Here is a 21231-nt window from a genome sequence, read left to right as displayed (position 1 = left end):
CCCTTTTTTTTGCCCAAACATTCAGCAGATACTGTGAATTGATTAGTTTTACATTTCAATCGACCCAAAGTACCAGGTAGCTATTTATACCCATTCTCCGGGTTTGGTCTTAAAATGAAATACACTTATGAAAAAAATTGCAGTTTATACCTCTGGTGGGGATTCGCCCGGAATGAACGCTTGCGTTAGGGCAGTAGTAAGGACAGGAATTTATCATGACCTGGATGTATACAGCATCAAATACGGATACGATGGTATCATCAATGGGAATATTTCAAAAATGGAATCCCATTCGGTTAGCAACATACTTCAAAGAGGCGGTACCATATTAAAATCCGCAAGAAGCAATGAGTTCCGTACCAAAGAAGGAAGAAAAAAAGCCTATGATCAATTGACCAAGCACGGGATAGATGGGCTGGTAGCCATAGGAGGTGATGGTACTTTCACCGGTGCTAAAGTATTTTACGAGGAATTCGGAATTCCGGTAGTTGGCTGCCCCGGCACCATTGACAATGACATCTATGGTACTGATTATACCATTGGTTTCGATACAGCAGTAAATACAGCTTTGGAAGCCATCGATAAGATCAGGGATACAGCCGCAGCACATGACCGTGTCTTTTTTGTAGAAGTTATGGGCAGAGACAGTGGCTACATTGCTGTAGAATGCGCCATAGGCGGAGGAGCGGAAGTAGTAATGGTACCTGAAACCATAACCACTTCCAAACAAGTGTCTGATTACTTAAAAAATTTAAGAGAATCGAAAACATCAAGCATAGTGGTGGTGGCTGAAGGAGATGAAGAAGGAGATGCAGCCACAATTATGGCAAAGGTGAAGTCTGAATTTGTAGGAGAGGAAGAAAAGAAATTTAAAGTAACTACTCTTGGCCATATTCAGCGAGGTGGAAGCCCTACAGCCAAAGACAGGCTTTTGGGTAGCCGAAGTGGTTTAGCGGCAGTAGAGGGCTTGCTTAATGGTAAATTCAACTGCATGGCCGGTATAATCAACGATCAGGTCGTATACACTCCCTTTGACGACTGTATCAACAAGAACAAGCCTTTGAATAAAGACTACTTAAGGTTGCAAGAGATTTTAAGTATTTAACCATGGGTTTTATTCCAATTTTCATTACACTGGGAGGTTTTGTTTTTTTGTTTGTAATGTTGGTTCACCAAAATTTAAAACAAAAGAAAAATAAAATTAAGCAGGAATTAAGCATCATTTCCTCCGAATTTAAAAGCATTTTAAACTTGGCAAACAAAGGTTTACCAGATCCAAATGTGTATACAATCGAGGAAGCAATAAAAACCTTACAGACAATGGGGGGAATGAAAAATGCTGTTGAATTTCAAAGCCTAGTCTCAGGTATCCGTCAAAAGCTTGGGGAAATAAAAAGGATTCGATACGAGCACAACAAACTTGTCGAAACCAAGCCTTATTCATTCGCAGCAAAATTAACGGGACATCAGGCCCTATAATTTTGTACTAGGGAAAGTATACCATTGATATCATCAGGATGAAACCAATGGTATGCTTCATCCCTTTTTAACCAGGTCACCTGTCTCTTGGCATACCTCCTGGAATTCCTTTTAAGGAGTCTGATGGCTTCCTCTTTGTCATACGCTCCCTCCAGGTAGCTAAAAATTTCTTTATAGCCGACAGTATTCAATGCATTCTTATTTTTGAAGGGGTACATTTCTTCAGCTTCTTCAAAGAGCCCTTCGGTAATCATTTTATCCATTCGACTGTCTATCCTTTGATAAAGCTCCTCCCTGTCCCTATTTAAGGCTATCTTGATCGTTTTAAAAGGACGTTCTACTTTCTTCCGAACCCTGAAATCACTAAAAGCCTTACCTGTACCTTGGCAAACTTCCAAGGCCCTAATCAAACGTTGCGGATTTTGAAGGTCTACTTTGTCATAATAGTCGGGATCTAGTTTTTTCAACATTTCCTGAAGTGGAACAATACCTTCTTTGGCATAAAGCAAGTTTAATCCCTGTCGAATTTCCGGAGCGACCCTAGGCATTTCATCCAAACCATTTACCACTGCATCCGTATACAATCCTGAACCGCCCGTTAATATGAGTAGGTCTTTCCTTTTAAATAAATCACCTATACAGGAAAGTGCCTCGACCTCATATGATCTAACATCATAAGGTTCGTGAATGGATTTATTGCCAATAAAATAGTGGGGTACCATGTCCAATTCTTCCTTGCTGGGCTTGGCTGTTCCTATATTAATTTCTTGAAAAAATTGTCTACTATCGGAGGATATTATGACAGTATTAAATTTTTTGGCTAAATTTATGCACAAATCAGTTTTTCCAACAGCTGTTGGGCCTGCTATCACCAGAATTATTTTATTAAAAGGAGTCAATATTTAGTTTTATATTTTATAACTCCGAATTTAAGAAAATTCGACCATGAAAAACAAAAAAGTCTTGATCGTAGACGATAATGCCCTCAATCGAAAGGTCTTTGAGAATGTAATCGGACACAATTATTTTTTCGAATCTGCAGGTGATGGACTCGAGGCTATAGCACTCTTAAGAGACAACGAATACGACATCGTGTTAATGGACATCCAAATGCCTAAGCTTGACGGTATTAGTTGTCTGAAAATCATCAAAGAAGAAGAGATATCAGACATTCCTGTAATCGCCATCTCAGCTTATTCTAATCAAGGGGACCGAGAATATTTTTTATCAACAGGATTTGATGATTTTATTGCCAAGCCGGTAAAGCCCAAAGACCTTCTGGAAACGATTCATTTCCACCTTAACCACCAGAAGAATCGGGTAATTATTTCAGAAAAAGAAAAAGACATTGATGTTGACATTAATGAATCTGTCATTCAACAATTATTAAAGTACCACAGCTTGGAAAATATAAAATCTGTGTACAAAGATTTCTTAGAAGAAGCCGAAAACCTCACTGAAGAAATAAAATTATTGGCAGATTTTAATAAATTTGAAGAAATTGGTGAAAAACTTCACATATTGAAAGGTAATTCAGGAACACTGGGTATAAATATGATGTATAAAGTAACTGCTTTGTTTGAAAATAAAATCAAAAATTCCTCAATAGAAGCATTGACCGAAGACATTGACCAACTGGAAACCAGTCTTAGTAAGTTTAAGACCTTGGTTGAAAATGACAAAATTTTTATAAAATATGAGTGATGCAAAAAAAGTATTGGTAGCTGAAGACAGCTCAGTAATTATCAATCTAACAAAGAATGTTCTTTCTTTTGAGAATTTTTCAATAACCGCTGTTAAAAATGGCCAGCAAGTTTTAAACAAACTCGCCAACGAAGATTTTGATTTAATCCTTATGGACATCAATATGCCCGTAATGGATGGCATTGTATGCACCAAAGCCGTCAGAAACCTTTCGGATCCTGTTAAATCCAAAATCCCTATTATCGCCATTACTGGGAATTACAAAAATTTCACCCTTGATGACTTTAAAAAAGCAGGGCTGGATGACTATGTCCAGAAACCTTTGGATTATGACTTGTTATTGTCAACTGTGAAAAAACATATTTATAAGTAAAATGCCCATAAAATACACCAAAAACTTTTTGGACAAACTGGAGAATATCTTTGCTTCATCGGATTATCATCTAAGGTATGAGAAGGGCAATTTTAAATCCGGTTTTTGTATTTTAAAGGAAACTAAAATTGTAATTATTAATAAATATTTCACCTTAGAAGGCAAAATCAATGCATTATTAGACATTCTCAAGATGCTTGATTTCAATCCTCAGTCCTTTAAAGATCAAAAACAACAGGATTTCCTAATTGAACTTAAACAAACAGAATTGAAGCTTTGAATATCACATTTTTAGGAACCGGGACCTCCCAGGGAGTTCCGGTAATTGGTTGTAACTGTAATGTTTGTTCCTCTTTGGATTATAGAGACAAACGCCTCAGGTCTTCCATACACCTTGACATAAATGGGAATAGTATAGTTATTGACACAGGGCCGGACTTTAGGACCCAAATGCTCAGGGCTCCAATTACCCAACTAGATGCCGTAGTATATACCCACGAGCATAAAGACCATACGGCAGGACTTGATGACATAAGACCATTTAATTTCAAACAACAAATGGACATCCCCCTTTATGGTACAGCACAAGTGCTGGATCAAATCAAAAGGGAGTTCTCCTATATATTTGCTCCAACAAAATACCCCGGAGTACCCAAAGTGATTTTAAACGAAATTTCGAATACGCCATTCCATATCAATGGTGTTCGATTTAATCCTATACAGGTGATGCACCACAAGCTTCCTGTGCTGGGATACCGGATTGGGGATTTCACTTATATCACAGATGCAAATTATGTCTCCCCTGAAGAAATAAAAAAAATAAAGGGGAGTAAGGTACTCGTCATCAATGCCCTACAAATCAAACCGCACATCTCGCATTTCACACTTGCAGAAGCATTGGAATTCATAAAAATTATTGCTCCCGAAAAAGCATACTTAACCCATATCAGCCATCAAATGGGTACACATAGAGAAGTAAGTAGCTCACTTCCTCCCAATGTTGAAATTGCTTTTGACGGCATGAAATTGCAACTATAATATGCACCTGAATTACCATTTCTTTAAGTTTTTATGCCCTGCAATTAAAAGTGAGATTTTAGGAGGCAATATTGTTGCTTGTTTTTCTCAAAACAAAGAGGAATTAATAATTGAAATACAAACAAAGGATGGCCATCCCTTTTTTATTAGGGCTTTGCTATTGCCTTCCAACCCTTGTCTAAGTTTTCCAAAAGATTTTAAAAGAAGCAAAAAAAACAACGTGGATCTTTTTCCTGAGGCAATAGGCAAAAAGATTACTGAACTACGCCTACTCAGTTTCGAGCGGGCTTTTTATTTTGTTTTGAATGAAAATCAAGCTTTTCTGTTCAAGATGCACGGAAGCCGATCCAACATTCTCTTTTTCATAGAAAAAGATGGCCTCCCATCAAATCTTTTCAGAAAAGAACTCAAAGAAGACCAGGCTATAAAAATTCAAGCCTTAGAAAAAGACCTGACACTCACATGGGAGAAGTTCCAGGAACTGGATGGCAATGCCTCCCAATATTTACCAACCCTAGGCAAACTCCCCAGAGCTTGGCTAAAAGAGGCAGGTTATCTGGAAGCCAATCTCGAAGTGAGGTTTTCATTGATGACCGAGTTACTAGAGATGATGGAAGTGCCATTTTTCTCGATTTTTAAGAAAAATGACAATTACCTCCTCAGCCTATTGCCTTGCCAATCAGCTATTGCAAGCACAGCTGACCCACTTGAGGCCTGCAACCTTTATTTTCAGAAAGCCGTCGTAAGGAAAAACTTTGAAACCATAAAGAACCAATTGCTTCGAACCCTTAATGAACGGCGAAAAAAAACATTGAATTACATCCATAAAACCAGTGAAAAACTTGAAGGCATGGAGAAAGAACCTCCTCCCAGCCAAACAGCAGATGTAATCATGGCCAACCTACACCAAATTCCTCCCGGAGCCAATCAAGTAGATCTTTTTGATTTTTATATAAATGCAAACCGGGAAATAAATTTAAAAAGGGGGCTAAGCCCCCAAAAGTTTGCGGAGCAACTTTATAAAAAGAGCAAGAATAAAAAAATTGAGTTTGACCAACTGAGAAAAAACCTTGCCCAGAAGGAAAAAGAGCTGGAAGAGATTGCAAAAGAAGAGGAAACAGTAAACCAATCTGAGGATTTCAGATCCATAAAGTCATTGCTCAAGAAGGGCAATAAATTCCCCACTGCAAAACAGCAGGTACAACTGCCTTATAAGCGGTTTGAAGTTGAAGGATTTGAGGTATGGGTTGGTAAATCAGCAAAGGCCAATGATGAATTATTGAGAAGGTACACTTGGAAAGAAGACATCTGGCTACACGCCAAAGACGTTTCTGGCTCTCACGTCATCATTAAGACCCAATCAGGCATGACGCCTACCAAACAGGTTTTGGAACGCGCAGCGGCCTTAGCAGCCCATTACTCCAAAAACAAAACAGCTTCTCTAGCCCCAGTCATGTATACCCCATGTAAATACGTGAGGAAGGTGAAAGGATCTCTCCCGGGTGCTGTGATGGTGGATCGTGAAAAAGTCATTTTAATTAAACCTGAGGGGCCCGAAGAAATTTAAAATTAAACACGATTTAGCCTAAGCCACTTTTATTAAATAATTCGCCTAAGGAGAAGGTGGGTCAGTTGCTTGCTAAACTCCTTATAGGCCAATTATTTCTGGCCCGGATAAAAAAACAAAATGGCAGCCTAAAAAATCAGACTGCCATTTAACCAAAGAAACGATTATACATTTCCGGTTTTATTTCAACGTAGAAAATTAATCTACCACGTGAATTTTCAACATATTGGTTTTGCCTTTTGCTTTTAACGGCATGCTGGCGGTATTGATAACAATATCACCTTCAGACACATGCTTTTCAGATTTTAATCTTTCTTGAATATCATGAAAAGTACCATCGGTTGACACTTGGCTATCATAATAAAAAGCCCTTACACCCCAGACCAAACTCAATTGTGTAAGCAATTTCTTGTTTCGTGTGAAGATAAATATATCTGCAGAAGGTCGGTGAGAAGAAATACGCAATGCAGTAAATCCTGAAGTCGTAATTCCCACAATAGCCTTGGCCTTTACGTTTCTAGACAACCTACTGGCCATTAGCAATAAATTATTACTTAAGAAGCTTTCAGTATCTTCAGGGATCTTATAAAGGTTGTGGTACACATCTCCATTAACTTCAATATGATCAATGATACTGCTCATTGCTTTTACAGCTGCAATAGGAAATTTACCTGAAGCTGTTTCAGCGGAAAGCATCACTGCATCAGCCCCATCAAGAACTGCTGATGCTACGTCATTGGTTTCCGCTCTTGTAGGCCTAGGATTAACGATCATGCTTTCCATCATTTGGGTAGCAATTATTACAGGCTTACAGGCGATTTTACATTTCTCTACCATTCTTTTCTGCCAAAGCGGAACAATTTCCATAGGCACTTCTACGCCAAGGTCTCCCCTAGCCACCATAATTGCATCTGTGGCATTGATGATTTCATCAATATTCTCCAATGCTTCAGGTTTTTCTATTTTGGCAACAATTTTACAAGATTTGCCTGCTTTTTTAATTCTTTGCCTAAGGTCGAGTATATCCTCAGCACTTCTTACAAATGAAAGGGCAATCCAATCCACTTCATTTTCCAAGCCAAACTCAAGGTCAACCAAGTCTTTTTCGGTAAGAGAAGGGGCACTAATCTTGGTATTGGGAAGGTTGATACCTTTTCTTGATTTCAAAATGCCACCATGTACTACTGTACAGTCCACATTTTTCCCATCAGTTTTAAGCACCACCAATTCCAAGTTACCGTCATCAATCAGGATACGGTCACCTTTGACCACATCATTAGGTAAATTTTGGTAAACTGTGCTCACCAAACTGGCTGTCCCTACCACAGGATCATTTGTAATGGTAATGGGATCCCCGGGCTTAATAAGCACCTCATTATTTTCTACCTCACCCACTCTAATTTTTGGTCCCTGAAGATCCTGCAATATGCCGGTACTAAGGTTCAAGCTGTCATTCATTTCACGGATGGTTTTAATGACTGCCGCATGAATGCTATGATCGCCATGGGAGAAGTTTAACCTGAAAATATCAGCCCCGGCCATCACAAGCTCCGTAATGGTTTCCTTTTTATTACTGGCAGGACCAATAGTAGCTAATATTTTGGTTTTATTAAAAATAGGTACTCTCATTTTCTATATATTTAATATGTTAACAGGTTTTCTTTTGATTTTAGTTTAATCGTATCAATTTTCACAATACTGTGTATTCCTTTTGCATTAGAAAGGGCGTCAATATACGTATTTAAATCCACTTCATCTGTAAAGTCTTGGCAGAGTAAAAAGTAATCCATACTCTGGAGTTCCGGAATGAGGTAACTTGAGCGCCCCCCCACCGGATATGACTTATTTTTCAGTAGTTGAATAAATCCGTGTTCTTTTTTTAACATAAATTGAGAAATAATTAAATCCGGTTGATTCAAGAATTCCAAGTGGTAATCTTCAGTCTTTTTTAAACGAATCCCCAAAGTTGTATTGATCAGCCAGGCCAACTTATAGTCCTTTAAAGGGGCTACAAGGCCTAAAAGATCAAAATCGAAGGTGGTTTCAAAAAGAAGCTTGCTTTTCTTCATTCAGGAAGAATTTAAAAGCTCAAAGGTAAAAATTTTATTTCAACTTCTAACTTTGAGCGAAAGTTCTTAATTTAGTTTGTCATTTTTTTTGACATTAAGGTATTAAATAATTTTCTTTGCGGTGTGTTTAAACTAAACTGATCACAAAATGTCTGAAATTGCACAAAAAGTAAAAGCCATTATCGTTGATAAGTTAGGCGTCGAAGAATCTGAAGTTACTCCTGAAGCGAGCTTTACCAATGACCTTGGTGCTGATTCTTTAGATACAGTGGAACTTATCATGGAATTCGAAAAAGAATTCAACATTTCTATTCCGGATGACCAGGCTGAGCAGATCGGTACGGTTGGTCAGGCTGTTAGCTATTTAGAAGCTAACGTAAAATAACCCATACTTAAAATCATTTATGAATTTAAGAAGAGTTGTAGTAACAGGTTTAGGTGCCCTTACACCAATCGGCAATACTGTCCCGGAATTCTGGGACGGCTTGTCGAATGGTGTAAGCGGTGCTGCGCCTATTACCCGTTTTGATGCCTCAAAATTCAAAACCCAATTTGCCTGCGAAGTAAAAGATTTGGACATACTCCAATTTATGGACCGAAAAGAGTCCAGAAAAATTGATCCGTATTCCCAATATGCAATGGTAGCTGTCGCTGAAGCCATGCAAGACTCCGGGCTTGACCTAGAAAAGATAGACCTTACCAGAGCCGGAGTAATCTGGGGATCTGGAATAGGTGGATTGAAAACCTTTCAGGATGAAGTAACGAGCTTTTCCGGAGGAGATGGTACACCAAGATTTAACCCCTTTTTCATCCCTAAAATGATAGCTGATATCGCGGCAGGGTTTATTTCCATAAAATATGGATTCCAAGGGCCTAATTTTGCAACCGTTTCAGCCTGTGCCTCTGCTACCAACGCCCTGATAGATGCATTCAATTATATCCGACTGGGGAAAGCCAATATATTTATTTCCGGAGGATCAGAAGCAGCAGTTACTGAAGCAGGTGTAGGCGGGTTTAATGCTTTGAAGGCTTTGTCTCAACGAAATGACGACCCAGCAACAGCCTCCAGACCTTTTGACAAAGATAGGGATGGTTTTGTATTGGGAGAAGGTGCCGGTGCATTGATTTTGGAAGAATACGAACATGCGAAAGCACGTGGTGCCAAAATTTATGCAGAATTAATCGGTGGCGGAATGACCGGCGATGCCCATCACATCACTGCACCACATCCGGAAGGACGAGGAGCAGCCAACGTGATGAAATTCGCTCTTGAAGACGCCGGTTTAAAACCTGAGGCCATAGATTATATTAATGTGCATGGTACTTCCACTCCTCTTGGAGACCTCAGCGAAGTAAAAGCCATTAAAAAAATCTTTGGTGATCACGCGTACAATTTGAATATCAGTAGTACAAAATCCATGACAGGTCACCTTCTGGGAGCTGCAGGTGCTGTAGAAGCCATAGCATCCATTTTGGCTATGAGAAACAGTCTTATTCCACCTACCATCAATCATTTTACCGATGATGAGGAAGTGGATGAAAAACTGAACCTCACTTTTAATAAAGCCCAGAAAAAAGAAGTCAATGTAGCACTGAGTAACACTTTTGGTTTTGGTGGACATAACTGTTCTATCATTTTCAAAAAAATAGCAGAATAAATTTGAAATTACTTCGGTTGCTCAGAATTCAAGAGCTAACTTATAATAAGAAAGATAAAAGGCTTGCTTACGCTATTAAAAATATAGTGGGTAGCAAGCCTTTAAATTTATCTCTCTATAGACTTGCGTTCAGACACGTTTCTGCATCGAAAGAAATCAAAGCCGGTGTAAAAATAAGTAATGAGCGCCTAGAATACCTGGGAGACGCAGTATTGGGTACCATTGTGGCCGAATTCCTCTTCCAAAAATTCCCCTACCGTGACGAAGGTTTTCTTACCGAGACAAGGTCTAGAATAGTCAACAGGGAAGCCCTCAATCAGGTAGGCCAAAAAATTGGATTGCCTAAAATCGTGGAATCCGAAATGGGCAGCAAGGTCCCCTATAGTTTTAAATCTCTTTATGGAGATACACTGGAAGCCCTCATCGGTGCCATCTATTTAGACAGGGGATACTATTTTTGTAGAAAGTTCATCAACAGCAGGTTAATCAATCCTTTTTTTGATTTGGACAATATCATTGCCACCACAACCAATTTTAAAAGTAAAATTATTGAGTGGTCCCAAAAAGACAATAAAGCAATAGACTTTAAACTAAAATCCGTAGAAGGTAGCCAACGGTTCAAAGAGTTCAAAGTAGAATTAAACATCAATGGCACACCTTTCTCGGAAGGCAAAGGTGCAACCAAGAAAAAAGCTGAACAGGAAGCTGCTAGAATAGCCTGTGAAAAACTACAGATAATCCCCTAAATACAAGCATTCCTAAACCGGTCTTAAAAAAATATCATCATGTCTCCAATACTTCTCGCTGGTGCCACGCTCAATCAAACTCCATTGGACTGGGAAGGTAACCTAGACAATATTATTCAGGCCATTGCTATGGCCAAAGAAAAAAAAGTTGACCTCCTATGTTTGCCGGAATTAAGTATTACAGGCTATGGAAGCGAAGACCTGTTTTTAAGCTATTGGTACCCTAAGAAAGCACTGGACAGCATAAAAAAAATACTCCCACATACACAAGGCATCACCGTTTTGGTAGGCCTGCCCTGCAGAATTAACAACAAATTGTACAATTGCATGGCGGTATTAGAGGATAGGGAAATCCTAGGATTTGTTGCCAAACAATTTTTAGCCATAGATGGTGTACACTATGAAGGCAGATGGTTTACTCCTTGGATAGGAGGAGAAGTTACCACCATTGAATGTTTTGATAGCAAATACCCATTTGGGGATATAATTTTTGATAAAAATGGTCACAAATACGGCTTCGAAATCTGTGAAGACGCCTGGAGAGGGAGCCTCAGACCCGGACATCACCTTAATGAAAGAGGGGTGGACATTATATTTAACCCAAGTGCAAGCCATTTTGCCATGGGGAAAAGTGAACAAAGAGAATTACTCGTTCAAGAAAGTTCCAAGGAATTAGGGGTGGCTTATTTTTATGTCAATTTGTTAGGCAACGAAAGTGGCCGAATGATTTTTGATGGAGAAATACTTTATGCTGAGAAGGGAGAAGTTTTGCTAAAAAACAAATTGCTTTCCTTCGAATCTGTTCAACTTCAAACTTTTCAATTCCCTGCCAAAGCCACCAAACCTTTAGCCTTTACACATAATTCCCAAACTAAAAATGAGGAATTTATGGCAGCCTCTACATTGGCTCTCTTTGACTACCTTAGAAAGAGTCGAAGCAAGGGGTTTGTGCTTTCCTTAAGTGGTGGAGCAGACTCCTCCACCATTGCCATTTTGGTAGCTGAAATGGTGAAAAGAGGAGTGGAAATGCTAGGTATTCCATTGTTTCTGAAAAAAATCCATAGAGAAGGAGACATCAGTCCAAGCAGCAGTATTCAAGAAATTACAGGTGAAATTTTCACCACTGCCTATCAGGGAACAAAGAACTCATCTACTGCCACCCTAAATAGTGCACGAAACCTTGCCAAAAGCCTGGGTGCAACTTTTCACCACTGGACAATAGATGAAGAAGTAAATTCCTACACCCATAAAATAGAAAAGGCCCTGGGCAGAAAGCTAAACTGGGAACAAGACGATATCGCCCTACAAAATATTCAGGCAAGGGCAAGGTCTCCTATTATTTGGATGCTGGCCAATATAAAAAATTTTTTACTTTTAAGTACTTCTAATCGAAGCGAGGGAGATTTGGGCTATGCTACGATGGATGGAGATACCAGTGGTAGTATCTCTCCTATTGCAGCGGTAAGTAAGGATTTTATTTTGCAATGGCTAAGGTGGGCTGAGAAGGAACAAGCTTACCAAGGTTTAAGCTATGTCAACTCCTTGCAACCTACTGCCGAATTAAGACCACAGGAGCGCAGCCAAACAGATGAGGAGGACCTGATGCCTTACCCAATCATTTCTGCCATAGAAAAATTGGCCATCAGAGACAAGCGATCACCTATGGATATTTACCTTATTTTGAAAGAAGAAATTTCTCTTGAACCATCTATTTTAAAAGGTTACATTGCCAAATTCTTTAGGCTATGGTCAATCAATCAATGGAAACGAGAGAGATTGGCTGTTTCTTTTCACCTGGATGAGTACAATGTTGACCCTAAAACATGGTACAGATTCCCGGTATTGTCCGGTGGGTATAGGGAAGAACTGGCCTTAATGGAAAACCTTGAAGAATAAATCAACGACTATCATCAAAAAGAATAAACCATGATTAATAGTATTTTGTATTACGTCGTTTGGAGTCCCAATCCTTCGATTTTTTCAGGATTTGACAGGTTGCGTTGGTACAGCCTGCTGTTTGCTATGGGTTTTATAATCTCCCAGCAGTTCATGATCCATTTCTTTAAGAAGGAAGGACATGATGAAAATCTTGTTGACAAATTGACCATTTATATGGTGCTTGCCACCATTATTGGAGCCAGATTGGGACATGTGTTATTTTATGAACCTCAGCGCTACCTCAGCAACCCTATAGACATCCTAAAGGTATGGGAAGGTGGCCTTGCCAGCCATGGTGCGGCCATTGCCATCCTCTTCGCCTTATGGCTTTATGCCAAGCGAACACCCGGGCAATCTTATTTATGGGTGGTTGACAGAATTGTTATTGTTGTGGCCTTAACCGGAGCTTTGATCCGTTTTGGAAACTTGATGAATTCAGAAATTGGAGGAAAGGCAACAGGTACAGACAGTGGTTTTGTATTTGCTAGAGAGACTGAAGAAATCCTAGAAACGATGAATCTACCCATCATTTCAATCAATGCCTATAAACCGGAAGATCGCCAAGAAGAACTTAACGGTGAAGGTCGTGTTCCGGTAAATTTTGACATTGAAATTGAAAAAGGAGGTTTTGATGAAGCGAATTTAAAATCTGTGCTCGAGCGAGATGTAAAATATGCTTTGACAAGGTTTGCAAGTTCCAAAAAATACATGGCTGAAGACCCTGAGGCTCCGTTAAATCTGGAGATTAAAGATCAAGGAGATCATTACCTAGCAGTGGTAAAAACTTTTGGCCTTGCCAAACATCCTACCCAAATTTATGAATCCATAACTTATTTCCTGATTTTCTTGTTATTATTCCTAGGCTGGAGAAAATACAAAGAAAATATACCTGAAGGTTTATACTTGGGATTATTCTTGATCTCTGTTTTCGGAATGCGCTTTGTTTGGGAATTTTTCAAGGAAAACCAAGTTGATTTTGAAGAGAACCTCACATTCAATATGGGACAGGCTTTAAGTATTCCGTTGGTTATCATTGGTCTAGGCTTGATCGTTTATTCCTTGAAAAACAAAAAAGGAAAAGCATCTCTCAAAAACTAAATTAAGGGACAGGGTCGTGGCCCTGTCCTCCCCATGGATGACACCTACCTATTCGCTTGATTCCCAACCATCCACCTTTCAAAACACCATGTTTCATAATGGCCTCTTTGGTATATTGGCTACAAGTTGGATAATAACGGCAGGATCTTGGTATCAAGGGAGAAATAGCATATTGATAAATCAATATTGGAAATACAGCAATATTTTTCACTATTTTCTTCACTTTTTCGTATTTACATTAAACAAGTCAATTTATATAAATTAAGTTCTATTTCTTACATCAAAATTTAGATTCTCTTGAACCTAAAACAGCTATTTTACCGGCTTTTATTACTGATATGCATCCTGGGAACAGGTGGTAAAATTTTGTTTGCTCAAAATAGTGACAGTTTATACATCAGCCCCAATAACACCAGCACCCCGAAACAAGTTACAATAAATAATATTTTTATTGTTGGCAATGAAAAAACGCGCAAGAATATCATTCTTCGGGAGATGAACCTTGCCGAAAACATGACCTATAATTGGGAAGAGTTTGTCGCCTTAGTTGAGGCCGACCAAAAAAAGATCTATAACCTACGGCTTTTCACTACAGCCACTGTAACCCCACTTTTTGTAGGCGAAGAACAGGTAGAAATTTTGGTATCCGTAAAAGAAAGGTGGTACATCCTTCCCAGCATAATTTTTAAATTGGCCGACCGAAATTTCTCAGAGTGGTGGTCCAATCAAAACAGGGATTTTTCCAGGGTAAACTATGGGATAAAACTAGATCACAACAATATCGGGGGAAGAAATGAAAAACTTCGGGTAATTGGCCAAATAGGCTTTACCCAAGCCATTCTCCTGAATTACACCATCCCCTATTTTGATAAAAACCAACTGCATGGCTTGGCAGCCAAATTCAGCTACAACACGAATAAAAACATTCCTATAAAATCAGTTGATAACAAACAATATTTTTATATAAACCCTGAAGAGGATATTTTAAAAAAAACCCTCGCTGCCTCTCTTACATATAGTTTCAGAGGTAGTTTTTATAATTTCCATTACTTCACGGCTGGCTACCACAACACTTGGATTCATGAAGATGTCATCCAAGAAAAACCCAATTACTTTACCCACGATGGCCAAAAATTAAAATACTTTCTCGCCTCTTATCGGTATCGACATGACAACCGTGACAATGTCTCCTATGCTACGCATGGAACCCTGTTGGATGCCAGCCTTACCAAATATGGGATGTTCGGGAATGACGATATAGATGAACTGGAGTTTAGTATTATGGCCAGTAAGTACACTAAGCTAGGGGATAAAGTCCATTTTGCCACAGGAATTTCAGCTTCTGCTTTCTTTAGCGATAACCAGCCTTACACATTGGTACGTGGCATTGGTTATAAGCCTGATTTTATCAGGGGTTATGAACTCAATGTAATCGAAGGACAGCAATTAATCGCCCACAAAAATAGCTTGCGTTATGAGTTACTAGACGTAGCCTATGATATTTCTGACATTATGCCAATAGATGAGTTTTCGGTGTTTCCTATTAAACTTTACCTCAGTGGAAATTTTGACCATGGCTATGTTAGGGATGCCAATCGACTCCCATTAAACGCCGCATTAACCAACAAATACTTATTGGGATATGGTTTAGGGTTAGACCTTATAGGCATGTATGATGCTGTTTTTAGATTTGAATATTCTGTTAACAACATGGGAACAGGTAGTTTCTTTGTCAATGTGAAGGCTCCTCTATAATTCGTTATTTATTTTCGGATTACCCGGTTTTTTAGTATATTCCAGTAATACTTTATTTTTTCTTTCTTTTTTTGGTTATGGAGAAATGGGTGCTACTTGGTTCATTCGTGCTTTTTACCGGGACTTCTTATGCTCAAAATGGCATGGACCATTTCCCAAAAGGAGCACAAAGTATAGGCTTGGGCAACGCTAGTGTAACCCTAAACGAACCATGGGCCATTTTTAACAATATAGGTGCTTTGGGCAAAAGTCCTACGGATAATATAGCCGTAGTAGGATACGATCACAGGCTTGGTCTGAATGAACTAACCACCTTGGCGGCCGGAATTACAGTCCCTACAGAAAATATCGGCATTTTATGCCTAGGAATTTCAAATTATGGTGGAGCACTTTTCAACCAACAACAGATCGGCTTAGGTCTAGCCAAACAATTGGGGCTTGCCAGCCTAGGGATAAAAATCAATTATTTCCAAACCAATATTGAAGGCTTTGGAAGAAGCGCTAGGCCAGTATTGGAACTTGGAGGTACCGCAGAACTGATCCCCGGAGTATTTTTTGGGGCCCACATTTACAATATCACTCGAGCAGCCATTAGCAAGGCCAATTTGAATTACCTGCCGACAATTGTGAAAACAGGTATTTCGTACCGACCATCTGACAACTTGATGGTCAATATTGAAACTGAAAAAGAGCTTTCCTCCCCTGCCCGATTCAAAGCCGGAATAGCCTATAATTTTGAGGAGAAATTTTGGGCCAGGACAGGCATTACAAGTCAGCCTAACAATTTGTATTTCGGCATTGGATTTAGGCCCAGAAGGTTTCAGGTAGATTATGCTTTATCAAGAAATTATTTACTGGGGTTCACCCACCATTTTTCTTTAAATTATAACCTTTCGACGCAATGAAAGGCCCGGCAATCACCGGCCTAGCAATAATTTTAGGGACAATGGGACTTTATGCCCAACAAACCCCACAAGCAGAACTTGATATTGAAGCATTTATTGAGGAAAGGTTTGCCTTTCAGGAAGAAGATATCCCATATGAAGACCTTTACGAAAGCCTTCTTCAACATTATTTCCAGCCGTTGGATCTACAAGAGGCCACAAGCTCAGACTTGCAATCCCTCTATCTTCTTAGCCCAAAACAAATTGAATCTTTTATACAATATAGAAATCAATTGGGCAATTTTGTATCCTTATACGAACTTCAGGCAATTCCTGATTGGACCTTAGCAACCATCCAAAATCTCCTACCGTTTGTAATTATCAATTCCTCAAACCCCAGCCAAAGCCTCCTGGGTTTTAATCGCATGGCAAAAGCCGAAAATGCCTATTTACTTATGCGTCATAAAAGGGTCTTGCAAACAAGAAAGGGGTTTAGTATACCGGACACCTTGAGCAATGGAGATTTGAGTAACAGGTATCTGGGAGACCCCAACAATCTTTATTTAAGATTTCGTTTACAGCAGGCAGCAGATTTTAGTCTTGGACTCACTTTGGACAAAGATGCCGGAGAGGCATTTACATGGGACCCTAAAACCAAAAGGTATGGATTTAATTTTCTTTCTTTTCACTATGCCCTTTACAATAAGGGCCGGTTAAAAATGTTATCTCTGGGAGATTATCAATTACAATTTGGGCAAGGATTGGTTTTTGGCTCAGGGTTTTCTGTAGGCAAAGGAGCAGAAACAATAACCACAGTAAAAAGAAGCTCTACCGGAGTAAGGCCTTACACCTCTGTTTTGGAAGCAGGCTATTTTAGAGGCATTGCAGCAAGTTATTCTTTGGGGAGACTGGAGGGTACACTTATGCTTTCCAATAAAGCTAGAGATGCAAATTTACAATTCATGCTAGACAGTCTGGACAACTCTTCCACCTATTTATCTTCCTTGGTTTTATCCGGTTTGCACCGTACAGAAAATGAAATCCTAAAGAAAGCACAAGCAAAGGAGCAAAATTTAGGTCTGAATTTTAACTATCAGAATACCAATAAAACTTTTCAGATTGGTACAAACACACTGTATACAGGATACAGCCAGCCCTTTTATCCAACAGAAAGGATATACAATCAATTTGAATTTAGAGGCAAAAGCAATAGGGTCCACAGTTTGTATTTCACTTACAATTATAGAAACCATTATTTCTTTGGTGAAACTGCAATGTCTAAAAGTGGAGGAAAAGGCCATGTTGCAGGCCTTATGAGTAGCCTGAATAGCAAGGTGGATTTTTCTATGGTTTGGAGAAAATATGATCGAAACTTTCACACCTTTTATGGGAATGCTTTTTCAGAAGGCTCCCGCCCCATCAATGAAGAAGGCTTGTACTTGGGGATTTATTTTAAACCCAATCGAAAATTCAGTTGGACTGCATATTATGACTATTTCAGTTTTCCTTGGATGCGATTTAGGGTTTATGCGCCTTCTACAGGACATGAGTGGCTAAGCAGGTTGAAATTCCAAGCCTACAAACAACTCACTATTTTTATTCAATTCCGAGAGGAAATAAAAAGTAGAAATCTCCTATCTGAGGACCAACCAAGTAGCCAGTATTTGCTTGCACAAGGAAAAAGGCAAAATATGGTCTGGAGTCTCAATTATCTCCCCGACCGAAAATGGCAGTTGAAAACGAGGGTTCAACAAAGTTTTTATACGTTTGCAGGCAAAAAAACCAAAGGCTTTTTAATAGCACAAAGTTTATCTGGTGAAGCCGGGGCCTGGAGATTTTCAGGAAGTCTAGCTTTATTTGACACGGATGACTATGAAAACAGGCAATACCTGTATGAGAAAAATGTTTTATGGGCCTTTTCTATCCCCAATTTCTACGATCAAGGATTAAGAACCTATTTACTCGCCCAGTATAAAATAAATCCAAGACTTACAATTTGGGGGAGATGGGCTAAAACTAGCTATACCAACAGAGAACATATTGGTTCTGGTTTGCAAGAAATCTCAGGAAATAAAATGGTTGAGACCACTTTTCAATTAAGGTATCAATTTAACCGGTAAGTCAGACATCCGCTTTCTTACCGGTTAAATCCTTAAGATTAAATTTTATTTTTCTTTAAGCAAGTCTCTGATTTGCTCCAACAATACCTCTGTTTTATTGACAGTCGGTGGTGGTGGGGTAGGTGCAGCTTCTTCTTTCTTTTTCAAATTATTAATTAATTTAACAATCATAAAGACTGCAAAAGCAACGATAGCGAAATCAACCGTAAACTGAATAAAGGTCCCATAATTAATTGTTACTGCATTAATTTCCTCTCCGGCCGGGTCTATATAGGCCTCTTTGAGGACTACAACTAAATCTGTGAAGTCTACTCCACCGACCAAAAGGCCAATAGGTGGCATGATAATATCTTTCACAAGTGAAGAAACTACCTTCCCAAATGCAGCCCCGATGATGACCGCAACAGCCAAATCGACGACATTACCTTTTACGGCAAAATCCTTGAATTCTTTAATCAATCCCATACTTTTGTTGGTTTATGGTTCTATTTATAAATTTAATAAGCCGTTCAATATAAGAAAAATTCTATGATTATTACAAAATAATTATACACCAAACATAATTTCAATAAAAAAGCAATGTCCAAAACAAAACATATAGTCCAACCAATCGCACCAATCAAACCCAAAACGCTTGTTTGTCATGAAAACAGTAGAACAGACAATTATTACTGGATGAATGACAGAGAAAACCCTGAGGTAATTCAATATTTAGAAAAAGAGAATGAATACAAAAACAACCTACTAAAGGAAACTGAGGACTTACAAGCATCACTTTTCAAGGAAATGAAAGGGAGGATTAAGGAAGATGATAGTAGCGTCCCCTATTTTAAAAATGGTTATTTTTACTACAATCGCTATGAGAAAGGCAAAGAATATCCCGTTTACTGTAGGAAAGAAGGGCATTTGGAATCAGAGGAGCTAACCCTCTTGAATGTAAACGATCTGGCTGAAGGCCATGAATACACCAATGTCAATGCATTGGCAATTTCAGAAAATAATAAGCTACTAGCTTATTCGCTGGATACAGTAGGCAGAAGAATATACAACATTCATTTCAAAGCCCTCGATGGTGAATTGATAGTAAAAGATCAACTAAAATCCGTCACTGGAAACATTGCATGGGCAGCGGATAATAAAACAGTTTTTTATACACAACAAGATGCTCAAACCCTTCGCCCGAATAAGGTATACCGTCATGTATTGGGAACAGCCCAGGAAACAGATGAATTGGTTTTTGAAGAAAAGGATGAGACTTATACTGTTGGCTTAAAAAAATCAAAATCCAGAAAATTTCTATTCATTGTAAGCCAAAGCACGATCTCTACAGAGTACCGTTTTCTCCCGGTTGACCAGCCCAATGAAGAGTGGAAAATAATTCAGGAAAGGCAAGCAGACCTGGAGTATGAGGTGGATCATTATGGGGAGCATTTTATCATTCTCACCAATGCAGACAAGGCCACCAATTTTAAATTGGTAAAAACACCTATTGACAAAACAGCCAAAGAGAACTGGGAAGACATTATCCCTGCAAGAGAAAACGTATTCTTAGAGGAATTTGAAGTATTCAAGCATCACTTGGTCATTGCTAATCGATTCAATGGACTGCAAAGACTGGAGATCAGATCATGGGACGGAGAGAAAAAGCATACCATCAAAATGGAGGACCCTGCTTACACAGTCTGGATTGGCACCAACCCGGAGTTCTATACTGAAGTGCTTAGGTATGGCTACAACTCGCTTACCACCCCTGCTTCAGTCTATGACTACCATATGGAAACCAGGGAGAAAACACTTATGAAGCGGCAAGAAGTAGTGGGAGGCCATAATCCGGAAGACTACCAATCAGAACGTGTTTGGGCAAGCGCTAAGGATGGCACTGACATTCCTGTTTCCCTTGTCTATAAAAAAGAATTGTTTGCTCAAGAAGGCCAAAACCCTGTACTCCTTTACGGTTATGGATCATATGGTCTGAGCTCAGACCCCTATTTTAGCTCAAGCAGGTTGAGTTTATTAGACAGGGGTTTTGTCTTTGCTATTGCCCATATCAGAGGAGGTCAAGAGATGGGACGACACTGGTATGAGGATGGTAAAATGCTAAAGAAAAACAATACTTTTGAAGACTTCATCGCTTGTGGAGATTATTTAATTCAAGAAAAATATGCCCATCCAAACAAACTATTCGCAATGGGAGGAAGTGCGGGAGGACTACTTGTAGGGGCTGTAATCAATCAACGTCCGGATCTCTTTCACGGAGTGGTCGCTGCCGTTCCATTCGTAGATGTAGTGACTACTATGTTAGATGAAAGCATTCCTTTGACCACCGGGGAATTCAATGAATGGGGCAACCCCAAGGAAAAGCGCTACTTTGATTATATGCTTTCTTACTCTCCCTATGACAATGTAAAAGCACAGGATTACCCACATTTACTTGTAACCTCAGGTCTACACGACAGCCAGGTACAATATTGGGAACCTACAAAGTGGGTAGCAAAACTTAGGGCTTTGCGCACCAACCAAAACCTACTATTACTCCATACCAATATGGAGGCCGGTCATGGTGGGGCTTCCGGTCGTTTTAACTCTTTGAAAGAATTGGCCATGGAATATGCTTTTTTATTAAGCTTAGCAAAAGAATAAGGAGTAATATCAATCCTTTTCTATAGCCTGTTGATTAGTTCATCAGGCTATTTTTTTAACCCATACGAACGCCACCAAAACAAAGAGTGTTTAACCCGATATTCGCCACATAACTTTTATTGAATTTCTCAGGATTAATTCGGGCCAGCCCTAGAAATAAAG

Annotated in this window: 21 protein-coding genes; 16 read left to right on the top strand and 5 right to left on the bottom strand. The window is 39.2% G+C overall.

Features of this window, described 5'->3' with window-relative positions; all coding sequences use genetic code 11:
• Positions 1 to 127: 127 nt before the first annotated feature.
• Together pfkA and Q4534_RS03150 are read left to right on the top strand one after the other, a co-directional pair.
• Positions 128 to 1105 (top strand): 6-phosphofructokinase, encoded by a 978-nt coding sequence (gene pfkA, locus Q4534_RS03155; protein WP_303611720.1) that lies wholly within the window; start codon positions 128 to 130, stop codon positions 1103 to 1105.
• Positions 1106 to 1107: 2 nt separating this feature from the next.
• Positions 1108 to 1479, top strand: a complete 372-nt coding sequence (locus Q4534_RS03150; RefSeq protein WP_303611719.1) for a hypothetical protein — start codon at positions 1108 to 1110, stop codon at positions 1477 to 1479.
• Here the strand turns inward: Q4534_RS03150 and miaA are convergent.
• Complete coding sequence (gene miaA, locus Q4534_RS03145; protein WP_303611718.1) at positions 1467 to 2378, bottom strand: tRNA (adenosine(37)-N6)-dimethylallyltransferase MiaA; 912 nt, start codon at positions 2376 to 2378, stop codon at positions 1467 to 1469. The genes Q4534_RS03150 and miaA overlap by 13 nt on opposite strands.
• A 46-nt stretch (positions 2379 to 2424) precedes the next feature.
• Between miaA and Q4534_RS03140 the strand changes: the two genes are divergently transcribed.
• Genes Q4534_RS03140 through Q4534_RS03120 form a run of 5 tightly spaced genes read left to right on the top strand, consistent with a single transcriptional unit; the run spans position 2425 to position 6161 of the window.
• Positions 2425 to 3183 carry a hybrid sensor histidine kinase/response regulator gene (locus Q4534_RS03140; RefSeq protein ID WP_303611717.1) on the top strand — a complete coding sequence of 253 codons (759 nt, stop codon included), beginning with the start codon at positions 2425 to 2427 and terminating at the stop codon, positions 3181 to 3183.
• Positions 3176 to 3556, top strand: coding sequence for a response regulator (locus Q4534_RS03135; protein WP_303611716.1), 381 nt, complete (start codon positions 3176 to 3178; stop codon positions 3554 to 3556). The genes Q4534_RS03140 and Q4534_RS03135 overlap by 8 nt, the downstream gene beginning before the upstream one ends.
• Before the next feature lies 1 nt (position 3557).
• Entirely contained in the window at positions 3558 to 3836 is a 279-nt protein-coding gene (locus tag Q4534_RS03130) for a hypothetical protein (protein WP_014018604.1), read from the top strand.
• The gene (locus Q4534_RS03125) at positions 3833 to 4594 is read left to right on the top strand and encodes an MBL fold metallo-hydrolase (RefSeq protein WP_303611715.1); all 762 of its coding nucleotides are present in this window, start codon (positions 3833 to 3835) and stop codon (positions 4592 to 4594) included. Before Q4534_RS03130 ends, Q4534_RS03125 begins: the two co-directional genes overlap by 4 nt.
• A gap of 1 nt (position 4595) precedes the next feature.
• The gene (locus tag Q4534_RS03120; RefSeq protein ID WP_303611714.1) at positions 4596 to 6161 is read left to right on the top strand and encodes an NFACT RNA binding domain-containing protein; all 1566 of its coding nucleotides are present in this window, start codon (positions 4596 to 4598) and stop codon (positions 6159 to 6161) included.
• 198 nt (positions 6162 to 6359) lie between these two features.
• Here the strand turns inward: Q4534_RS03120 and pyk are convergent, their stop codons facing one another.
• On the bottom strand, positions 6360 to 7790 hold the full coding sequence (pyk, locus tag Q4534_RS03115) for a pyruvate kinase (protein ID WP_303611713.1): 1431 nt from the start codon (positions 7788 to 7790) through the stop codon (positions 6360 to 6362).
• Positions 7791 to 7801: 11 nt separating this feature from the next.
• Positions 7802 to 8230, bottom strand: a complete 429-nt coding sequence (locus Q4534_RS03110) for an IPExxxVDY family protein (protein WP_303611712.1) — start codon at positions 8228 to 8230, stop codon at positions 7802 to 7804.
• Positions 8231 to 8378: 148 nt separating this feature from the next.
• Here Q4534_RS03110 and Q4534_RS03105 point away from each other — a divergent pair, with 148 nt between their 5' ends.
• The 5 genes from Q4534_RS03105 to Q4534_RS03085 are packed head-to-tail and all read left to right on the top strand — an operon-like array spanning position 8379 to position 13670.
• Positions 8379 to 8615 carry an acyl carrier protein gene (locus Q4534_RS03105; protein WP_010855324.1) on the top strand — a complete coding sequence of 79 codons (237 nt, stop codon included), beginning with the start codon at positions 8379 to 8381 and terminating at the stop codon, positions 8613 to 8615.
• Positions 8616 to 8634: 19 nt separating this feature from the next.
• Positions 8635 to 9888 carry a beta-ketoacyl-ACP synthase II gene (fabF, locus tag Q4534_RS03100; protein ID WP_303611711.1) on the top strand — a complete coding sequence of 418 codons (1254 nt, stop codon included), beginning with the start codon at positions 8635 to 8637 and terminating at the stop codon, positions 9886 to 9888.
• A 2-nt stretch (positions 9889 to 9890) separates the two neighbouring features.
• Positions 9891 to 10634 carry a ribonuclease III gene (gene rnc / locus Q4534_RS03095; RefSeq protein ID WP_303611710.1) on the top strand — a complete coding sequence of 248 codons (744 nt, stop codon included), beginning with the start codon at positions 9891 to 9893 and terminating at the stop codon, positions 10632 to 10634.
• A 39-nt stretch (positions 10635 to 10673) separates the two neighbouring features.
• Positions 10674 to 12530 carry an NAD(+) synthase gene (gene nadE, locus Q4534_RS03090; RefSeq protein WP_303611709.1) on the top strand — a complete coding sequence of 619 codons (1857 nt, stop codon included), beginning with the start codon at positions 10674 to 10676 and terminating at the stop codon, positions 12528 to 12530.
• Between the two features lie 30 nt (positions 12531 to 12560).
• The gene (locus Q4534_RS03085; RefSeq protein ID WP_303611708.1) at positions 12561 to 13670 is read left to right on the top strand and encodes a prolipoprotein diacylglyceryl transferase; all 1110 of its coding nucleotides are present in this window, start codon (positions 12561 to 12563) and stop codon (positions 13668 to 13670) included.
• Position 13671: 1 nt separating this feature from the next.
• Here the strand turns inward: Q4534_RS03085 and yidD are convergent, their stop codons facing one another.
• Positions 13672 to 13893: a membrane protein insertion efficiency factor YidD gene (gene yidD / locus Q4534_RS03080; protein ID WP_303611707.1), complete on the bottom strand. Its 222-nt coding sequence runs from the start codon at positions 13891 to 13893 to the stop codon at positions 13672 to 13674.
• A 74-nt stretch (positions 13894 to 13967) separates the two neighbouring features.
• Between yidD and Q4534_RS03075 the strand changes: the two genes are divergently transcribed.
• The 3 genes from Q4534_RS03075 (at position 13968) to Q4534_RS03065 (ending at position 18429) form a co-directional block, all read left to right on the top strand.
• Positions 13968 to 15425 (top strand): BamA/TamA family outer membrane protein, encoded by a 1458-nt coding sequence (locus Q4534_RS03075; RefSeq protein ID WP_303611706.1) that lies wholly within the window; start codon positions 13968 to 13970, stop codon positions 15423 to 15425.
• A gap of 77 nt (positions 15426 to 15502) precedes the next feature.
• The gene (locus Q4534_RS03070; RefSeq protein ID WP_303611705.1) at positions 15503 to 16330 is read left to right on the top strand and encodes a hypothetical protein; all 828 of its coding nucleotides are present in this window, start codon (positions 15503 to 15505) and stop codon (positions 16328 to 16330) included.
• Positions 16327 to 18429, top strand: a complete 2103-nt coding sequence (locus Q4534_RS03065) for a helix-hairpin-helix domain-containing protein (protein WP_303611704.1) — start codon at positions 16327 to 16329, stop codon at positions 18427 to 18429. The genes Q4534_RS03070 and Q4534_RS03065 overlap by 4 nt, the downstream gene beginning before the upstream one ends.
• Positions 18430 to 18474: 45 nt before the next feature.
• On the opposite strand, the gene mscL is transcribed toward Q4534_RS03065, so the two are convergent.
• The gene (gene mscL, locus Q4534_RS03060; RefSeq protein WP_303611703.1) at positions 18475 to 18894 is read right to left on the bottom strand and encodes a large-conductance mechanosensitive channel protein MscL; all 420 of its coding nucleotides are present in this window, start codon (positions 18892 to 18894) and stop codon (positions 18475 to 18477) included.
• 114 nt (positions 18895 to 19008) lie between these two features.
• Here mscL and Q4534_RS03055 point away from each other — a divergent pair, with 114 nt between their 5' ends.
• Positions 19009 to 21069: a S9 family peptidase gene (locus Q4534_RS03055; RefSeq protein WP_303611702.1), complete on the top strand. Its 2061-nt coding sequence runs from the start codon at positions 19009 to 19011 to the stop codon at positions 21067 to 21069.
• Positions 21070 to 21231: the final 162 nt, after the last annotated feature.

Origin of the sequence: Cyclobacterium sp. 1_MG-2023, from assembly GCF_030546805.1 — a bacterium.
Classification (GTDB): Bacteria; Bacteroidota; Bacteroidia; order Cytophagales; family Cyclobacteriaceae; genus Cyclobacterium.
This window is presented reverse-complemented; position numbering and strand designations above follow the sequence as displayed.

Coding starts and splice junctions, on each gene's coding strand:
- fabF (WP_303611711.1), top strand. CDS start 8,635: ATGAATTTAAGAAGAGTTGTAGTAACAGGTTTAGGTGCCCTTACACCA.
- nadE (WP_303611709.1), top strand. CDS start 10,674: ATGTCTCCAATACTTCTCGCTGGTGCCACGCTCAATCAAACTCCATTG.
- Q4534_RS03070 (WP_303611705.1), top strand. CDS start 15,503: ATGGAGAAATGGGTGCTACTTGGTTCATTCGTGCTTTTTACCGGGACT.
- mscL (WP_303611703.1), bottom strand. CDS start 18,894: ATGGGATTGATTAAAGAATTCAAGGATTTTGCCGTAAAAGGTAATGTC.
- Q4534_RS03135 (WP_303611716.1), top strand. CDS start 3,176: ATGAGTGATGCAAAAAAAGTATTGGTAGCTGAAGACAGCTCAGTAATT.
- Q4534_RS03110 (WP_303611712.1), bottom strand. CDS start 8,230: ATGAAGAAAAGCAAGCTTCTTTTTGAAACCACCTTCGATTTTGATCTT.
- Q4534_RS03055 (WP_303611702.1), top strand. CDS start 19,009: ATGTCCAAAACAAAACATATAGTCCAACCAATCGCACCAATCAAACCC.
- Q4534_RS03150 (WP_303611719.1), top strand. CDS start 1,108: ATGGGTTTTATTCCAATTTTCATTACACTGGGAGGTTTTGTTTTTTTG.
- pfkA (WP_303611720.1), top strand. CDS start 128: ATGAAAAAAATTGCAGTTTATACCTCTGGTGGGGATTCGCCCGGAATG.
- Q4534_RS03105 (WP_010855324.1), top strand. CDS start 8,379: ATGTCTGAAATTGCACAAAAAGTAAAAGCCATTATCGTTGATAAGTTA.
- Q4534_RS03130 (WP_014018604.1), top strand. CDS start 3,558: ATGCCCATAAAATACACCAAAAACTTTTTGGACAAACTGGAGAATATC.
- Q4534_RS03140 (WP_303611717.1), top strand. CDS start 2,425: ATGAAAAACAAAAAAGTCTTGATCGTAGACGATAATGCCCTCAATCGA.
- Q4534_RS03085 (WP_303611708.1), top strand. CDS start 12,561: ATGATTAATAGTATTTTGTATTACGTCGTTTGGAGTCCCAATCCTTCG.
- pyk (WP_303611713.1), bottom strand. CDS start 7,790: ATGAGAGTACCTATTTTTAATAAAACCAAAATATTAGCTACTATTGGT.
- Q4534_RS03120 (WP_303611714.1), top strand. CDS start 4,596: ATGCACCTGAATTACCATTTCTTTAAGTTTTTATGCCCTGCAATTAAA.
- Q4534_RS03065 (WP_303611704.1), top strand. CDS start 16,327: ATGAAAGGCCCGGCAATCACCGGCCTAGCAATAATTTTAGGGACAATG.